The sequence below is a fragment of the Pseudoalteromonas sp. XMcav2-N genome (assembly GCF_024124545.1).
Classification (GTDB): Bacteria; Pseudomonadota; Gammaproteobacteria; order Enterobacterales; family Alteromonadaceae; genus Pseudoalteromonas.
In genome coordinates this window covers 23,197-29,442 of sequence record NZ_JAMXSF010000031.1, presented here as the reverse complement: position 1 = coordinate 29,442, position 6,246 = coordinate 23,197, and the positions used below count along the sequence as shown (strand labels likewise).

At 52.3% G+C, this 6,246-nt stretch carries 6 protein-coding genes; 5 read left to right on the top strand and 1 reads right to left on the bottom strand.

Going from position 1 to position 6,246, the window contains the following annotated elements:
• Nucleotides 1–251: 251 nt before the first annotated feature.
• The 3 genes from NH568_RS23550 to NH568_RS23540 are packed head-to-tail and all read left to right on the top strand — an operon-like array spanning nt 252 to nt 2,170.
• Nucleotides 252–923, top strand: a complete 672-nt coding sequence (locus NH568_RS23550) for a cytochrome c biogenesis protein CcdA (RefSeq protein ID WP_253111122.1) — start codon at nt 252–254, stop codon at nt 921–923.
• A 27-nt stretch (nt 924–950) separates the two neighbouring features.
• Nucleotides 951–1,412 (top strand): TlpA disulfide reductase family protein, encoded by a 462-nt coding sequence (locus NH568_RS23545; protein ID WP_253111120.1) that lies wholly within the window; start codon nt 951–953, stop codon nt 1,410–1,412.
• A complete protein-coding gene (locus NH568_RS23540; protein ID WP_253111118.1) occupies nt 1,409–2,170 on the top strand; it encodes a hypothetical protein in 762 nt (253 codons plus the stop codon). Before NH568_RS23545 ends, NH568_RS23540 begins: the two co-directional genes overlap by 4 nt.
• Here NH568_RS23540 and NH568_RS23535 read toward each other — a convergent pair.
• The gene (locus tag NH568_RS23535) at nt 2,165–4,312 is read right to left on the bottom strand and encodes a winged helix-turn-helix domain-containing protein (RefSeq protein WP_253111116.1); all 2,148 of its coding nucleotides are present in this window, start codon (nt 4,310–4,312) and stop codon (nt 2,165–2,167) included. The two genes, NH568_RS23540 and NH568_RS23535, sit on opposite strands and share 6 nt — an antisense overlap.
• A gap of 97 nt (nt 4,313–4,409) precedes the next feature.
• Here NH568_RS23535 and mnmE point away from each other — a divergent pair, with 97 nt between their 5' ends.
• Nucleotides 4,410–5,774, top strand: coding sequence for a tRNA uridine-5-carboxymethylaminomethyl(34) synthesis GTPase MnmE (gene mnmE / locus NH568_RS23530; protein WP_253111114.1), 1,365 nt, complete (start codon nt 4,410–4,412; stop codon nt 5,772–5,774).
• Nucleotides 5,775–5,965: 191 nt separating this feature from the next.
• The gene (locus NH568_RS23525) at nt 5,966–6,109 is read left to right on the top strand and encodes a hypothetical protein (protein WP_253111112.1); all 144 of its coding nucleotides are present in this window, start codon (nt 5,966–5,968) and stop codon (nt 6,107–6,109) included.
• Nucleotides 6,110–6,246: the final 137 nt, after the last annotated feature.

Genomic DNA, 6,246 nt, shown 5'->3' with positions numbered 1-6,246 from the left:
CTCACAGTCTCACAGTCTCACAGTCTCACAGTCTCACAGTCTCACAGTCTCACAGTCTCACAGTCTCACAGTCTCACAGTCTCACAGTCTCACAGTCTCACAGTCTCACAGTCTCACAGTCTCACAGCTAAGCTTAATCATTAAAATCAACGCTTTGATAAAATTTGAGGTGGATTTTATGCCACTTTGATAGGCAGATTGAGGTCCATGTAGCACGCTGATCAGCAACTTAACGACTTAGCGAGCACAGTATGTTTGAACCCCCTCTGTTAGACGCATTAAACACATCGCACCTCAGCTGGTGGCTATTACCTATGGCCTTATTCAGCGGTGTACTGACCAGCTTTACGCCCTGCGTATATCCTCTGCTACCCATTACCCTGGCTTCACTGACCAGATACCGCACCCAGGCACTGGCACCGCTGCAATATTGTCTGGGCTTTGCTGCTGTCTATGCCCTGCTGGGTGGCGTTGCCGCCTACAGTGGCAATCTGTTTGGGGTGGTGGCCTCCAACCCCTGGGTACAAGTTGGTTTTGCCAATCTGCTCATGTATCTGGCCCTGGTTAATAAAGGCTGGCTGACTCTACCCCGTTTACCGGGCCCCGCATTTCACGGCTCGCAGGGGGCGCTGCTGATGGGCATGACCAGTGCACTGGTGGCAGCACCTTGCACTTCTCCAGTGCTCGGCGGCTTGCTGCTGTTTGTGGCCACCAGCGGGCAGCCGATATTTGGTGCGCTGCTGTTATTCAGCTTTGCGCTGGGTATGAGCACCCTACTGTTGCTGGCCGGACTGAGCAGTCAATTTGTGACACGTTTGCCTCGCGCTGGCGCCTGGCTCAATCACGTGCCCACTATCAGTGCGCTGTTACTGCTCATCATGGCGCAATATTTTCTTATTCAGGCCGGCAAAAGCTGGCTATAACGCAAGGAGACCATTATGGAGACGATTATGAAGACATACCTCACAGGCATCGTGCTACTGGCAATATCGGCCACGGCCTCGGCAAAACCTTACCCCCCTTTGCAGGCCAGGACATTGGCCGATCAGCCAATCTCAAGCAGTGGCAAAGTCACTTACCTTAAATTCTGGGCCACCTGGTGCGCCTATTGTGTAGAAGAGATGCCCCTGCTCCAGCAGGCTTTTGAACACAGCAAAGAAAGTTATCAGGTCATCGCCGTCAATGTGGGCTTTAATCAGACCGTAGAGGGCGTAAAAACCTATTTAAACCGCTATGGCTATCAGTTTCCCACGGTGTTTGATGCAACAGGTAGCATTACCCGCCAGTACCTAATAACCGGCACACCTCAGCATATTTTGCTTGATGCCAGTGGTACAGAGATTTACCGCAGCGCCCTGTTCACCGATGAGCTCAGACAACACCTGGCGACACTGACAGGAGACAAACTATGAAGTTACAAAACCCGATCACCCTATTACTGAGCCTGTCTGTGCTTTTGCTCAGCCAACAGTCAATCGCCGCCCCGGTTGAGTATATCTTTATTACCCTCTGGGATGAGTACGCGCAGCAAACCCCCTTACCCAAGCCACACCCCGATATCGAGCGCCGCTTCCTTCATCCGGACATCAACATAGATACACCCAGTGTGGATCAGTTTACCGCCCGGTTTCCGGTCTATGACGGCCTGAAAATAGACACCCACAATCAGCTGGCGATCCGCTATGGCGTGAGACAAACTCCCTATCGGCTGGTGGTTGAGGGCAACCAAGTGCGCCAACGGGAGGCGCTAAGCAAGATCCTCACAGTGGCACACGCAGACCTGTCTGCTCAGGATAAAACGCTTCAAACCTTGTCCGGTCACCCCTTTGATCCCATCCGACCGGGTGCGGGCTTTCGGGTATTATTCTTCAGCGACAGCCTGTGTCCGTTTCAGCATATCCCGGATTGCGAGCGCAGGATCGCACATAATAACCGCCTGTCAGCCAATATCGACTACCCGGTGGTCACTGTGATCAAACCGTTTTATGTGGATCAAACTCAGGTCAGCGCCTATCAACAACGCTTTAACGTTAATCATGAGATCGTTTTTGACAGCCATAATCAGCTGTTCAGGCGCTTTGAGGTGACAGACTTACCCTACTGGGTAGTGCAAAACAGGCAAGGCAAAGTGATTTACCGCGCAAATCAGGTGCCGCCTTTTCCTTTATAGCGCCCAGTTGCTCTGACAATACACGCTGTAGGGTTTGTCGATAATGGTACTGATCAGATCAAATGACGATTCAGGCACAGCGCTTAGCTCGTTCAACTGATTGACCAGTGCTGCACTGTTAGGACGTGCGGCCAGCTGCTCACTGAGCTGCTGTAACAACGCCTGATCACGCACTAGCCAGGCCGCTGTTGCACCGTATAATAGTTCTAAATGACTGGCTTGCTCAGGCTCAGACAATAATGTCAGTGCCTGTTTCGCCTCACCACGGCGTAAATGGATATACATGCGTGTATAACGGGCATAGCTTGCAGTCTCAACCAGATTGAGCTGCTGATATACCGCTTGTGCACGGCTCACCAGCACATCGGCCCGCGCCAGCTCACCTTGCCTTATCAGACTCCACCCCAACATCAACTGGGCATGCGCAGCGGTAAGTGTGGATACCTTCTCCCAGACCAGTAACTGCTCAAAGGTCTCTATGGCAGTGGTTAACTCCGGTGTGCCATCCTGATTCAGCGCGCCATCCATAATCGCCATACCGCGTAGCAGCCAATGTAGTTCATACTGGGGAATAAACCGGGGATCAGGCTCGACCTGTGCCAGATAAGCTTGTGCCTTTTCCCACTGGTGTAGCTGAATATAGTAAAACCCAAGGTAAGTAAGTATTTGCTTTTTTAAATAGTCGTCACGCAGCTCCGATGCAATCTCCAGCGCTTCGAGCAAGCTCGGCTCACTCTCAGTGACCGGCACCAGATAATTCTGCCCATAGGCAAATAGGGCCCGTGCCAGTAAATTGCGCCGAGGCGACTGACGGTAAAAAGCTATCGACTGCGCTAACACCTGCTTACTGCGTTCCAGATCCAGTAAACGCTTGGTTTCGGGCCCGGCGGCAGGCGGATTTGCCAGATAAAAATCCTGTTGCGCATCGCGATATGCCAGAGCACGACTGCCGATCAACGCATGTGCTGAATTCAGCGTCCTGGCGTAGGCATCCCACTGCTGGGTGAGCCAGAACAGATCGGCCTGTAACTGATACGCTGTAGCCAGCTGCTCCAGTAACTGGTGACGCTGCGCAAGTGTCAATCCTAACTGCAAGGCAGTCTGCGCCTGCGCATAGTCGCCCAGAGCTTTATTAAACTCCGCCTGATACAGATAATGACGCACCCGTATGGCAGGCTCTGCAGCATTCAGGTCCATAGCTGCAAATAAGGCCCGCGCCTTCACCGGCTCACCTTGTTGCCAGGCAATGCGCGCCAGTTCAAGTTGTGTAGCCAGATGCTGCGGATATTGAATAAGGGTTGCCTCAAAATACGATTTAGCCAGTCTGTTGCCCTGCTCATCCAGCGCCTGTAGCCCGCGATAATAGTCCTGCGACGCGACCTGCTCCGGCTTACGCGCATTTTGCCCATCGGGCAATAAAGCCAGTGCCGCAATGATCTGCTCAGCGACGTCATCAAACCCCATATCTAATTGCTCAACCACTATCTTCTGCTGCTGCCGGGCAGTATTAACGGTCAGTACGTAACGCTGTTGCTGGCGTGACAAGGTGAGTTCAACCTGCCTGCTGTTATCCTCTTGTGTCGACTGAGCAGCCGGGATCAAACGGTATTCGGATTGCAATCGTGTTGTTAATGCCGCGTGCAGTGCATAGCCCCACCAGGCATTGGCGGCAACCCCGGTTTGGTTGTCCAAAGGTAAAATCGTCAAGGCAGGATACGCAAGCTGCGCCGTCACAGGCGCAGGATCTGTATGAGTGAACTGGGCAATAATACCGCCGCCGATTAACAAGGTGGCACTTATCAGCGCAATCAATAACACCCTGTGCTTGTTGTGCTTTGGCTGTGTCAGCGGGCAGATCCATTGATAGCCCCGCTGCGGTACGGTGCGGATAAAGCTGGGCTGCTGCGCATCATCATCCAGCGCCTGGCGCAGCTCCGCCATACTTTGCGTCAGCGCCGCATCGCGAAACTCACCTTGTTGCCACAGGGCCTCCAGCAATGCCTCGCGGGATATCACTTGCTGTGGTCGGGCCAATAAATACTGCAATAACTGAGCAACTTTAGGACGCAGCACCACCACTTGCTGATCCTTTTTTAATACCAAGCTGTCGCTGTCAAAGCGATACTGAGCAAATACCACCACAAGCTATATCCTTATCTCTGAACCGCCTCTACTATACCTCACAGCGTGCGTTTGCTGTACACTTAGCGCTAATTAGAGTTTGCTTTCAAAGGTCATCATGATCGCACAAGACACCATTGCAGCACAGGCAACCGCTCCTGGTCGGGGCGGCGTCGGCATAATCCGAATTTCGGGTACTCTGGCCGAACAAGTTGCCCACACAATTCTCGGCAGATGCCCGAAAACCCGCTATGCAGAATATCTGCCATTCCAGACACTTCAGGGAGAACAACTCGATCAGGGGATCGCCTTGTTCTTTAAAGGCCCGAATTCCTTTACCGGCGAAGATGTGCTGGAACTGCAAGGCCATGGCGGCCCGGTGGTATTGGATATGCTGCTTAAAGAGATCAGTCAGATTGACGGTGTACGGCTGGCAAAGCCTGGTGAATTCTCCGAGCGTGCCTTTATGAATGACAAGCTGGATCTAACCCAGGCCGAAGCCATTGCCGATTTGATCAATGCCACGAGTGAACAGGCAGCCAAAAGCGCTCTGCACTCTCTGCAGGGAGACTTTTCAAAGCACATCAATGCGCTGGTGGAACAAGTGATCCATCTGCGCATGTATGTTGAGGCCGCAATCGACTTTCCGGATGAAGAAATCGACTTTCTTTCCGATGGCAAAGTGGCCGGCGATCTGAGCGCCATCATAGAGCAGCTAGGCGTGGTTCGCCAACAAGCTAAACAAGGCAGCATCATGCGTGAAGGCATGAAAGTGGTGATCGCGGGTCGCCCGAATGCAGGTAAGTCTTCATTACTCAATGCGCTGGCAGGCCGGGAAGCCGCCATTGTGACTGATATTGCCGGCACCACCCGGGATGTCCTCAGAGAGCATATCCATATTGATGGCATGCCGCTGCACATTATAGATACCGCAGGTCTGCGCGACAGTCCGGATAAGGTCGAGCAAATTGGCATTGAACGCGCCTGGGATGAGATCCGCGCAGCCGATCACGTGCTATTTATGGTCGACGGCACCGAAACCGATGAAACCGATCCAGCCCGGATCTGGCCAGAATTCATCGAACAGCTGCCACAAGGCATGGACATCACAGTGATCCGCAACAAGGTCGATCTCAGTGGTGAAACCACAGGTACCAGTCACGACCATGGCCATGCCCTGATCCGTCTTAGCGCCAAAGACAGTAATGGCATAGATCTGCTGCGTGAACACCTTAAAGCCTGTATTGGCTTTACCGGTGCAACCGAAGGCGGCTTTATGGCGCGTCGCCGTCACCTCGACGCGTTGGAGCGTGCCGCAGAGCACCTGGAGATTGGTCAGACTCAGTTAGAAATGCACATTGCCGGCGAGATCCTGGCTGAAGAACTGCGCCTGACCCAGCAGCATCTCAATGAGATCACCGGCGAATTTACCTCCGACGATCTGCTCGGTAAGATCTTCAGCTCCTTCTGTATCGGTAAATAACCCTCTATCAGCGCAGCGTCGCTCTGACCTGCGCGCTCCCGACTATTCACTTCTCCTGATTCATACACTCGGTTCTGTTTGGTTTTTGCTGATCAGGAGCCATACCCACCAACCTGAAAGCTGACATACACTGTCTGGCCGATTCAATTTCACCATTGTAGTCAAGAATAACGACCATAAACACGCCTACTATGGTAGCAATTTACTCCGACAAGCCCATAAAAAAGCATTCGGTTGCAGTATACACCACCCGTAAAGCGGGCTTTTTGGTGCCGAAGATGGGCAAAACCAGCCTGATCCAGGTTGTGATCCGAAAAAAGATCGCCATTTTTTAGATTATTTTATTATATGGATCAAAGTTTATAGATCCTATAGAGACACGCAATATCGCAACAGGATCGACTTATCCTCTCGAAGCTATCCACAAGCTTAAAAATGCAACGGGTTTGTCAAATCATCCCCCCATTAAACA

Coding starts and splice junctions, on each gene's coding strand:
- NH568_RS23550 (WP_253111122.1), top strand. CDS start 252: ATGTTTGAACCCCCTCTGTTAGACGCATTAAACACATCGCACCTCAGC.
- NH568_RS23545 (WP_253111120.1), top strand. CDS start 951: ATGAAGACATACCTCACAGGCATCGTGCTACTGGCAATATCGGCCACG.
- NH568_RS23540 (WP_253111118.1), top strand. CDS start 1,409: ATGAAGTTACAAAACCCGATCACCCTATTACTGAGCCTGTCTGTGCTT.
- mnmE (WP_253111114.1), top strand. CDS start 4,410: ATGATCGCACAAGACACCATTGCAGCACAGGCAACCGCTCCTGGTCGG.
- NH568_RS23525 (WP_253111112.1), top strand. CDS start 5,966: ATGGTAGCAATTTACTCCGACAAGCCCATAAAAAAGCATTCGGTTGCA.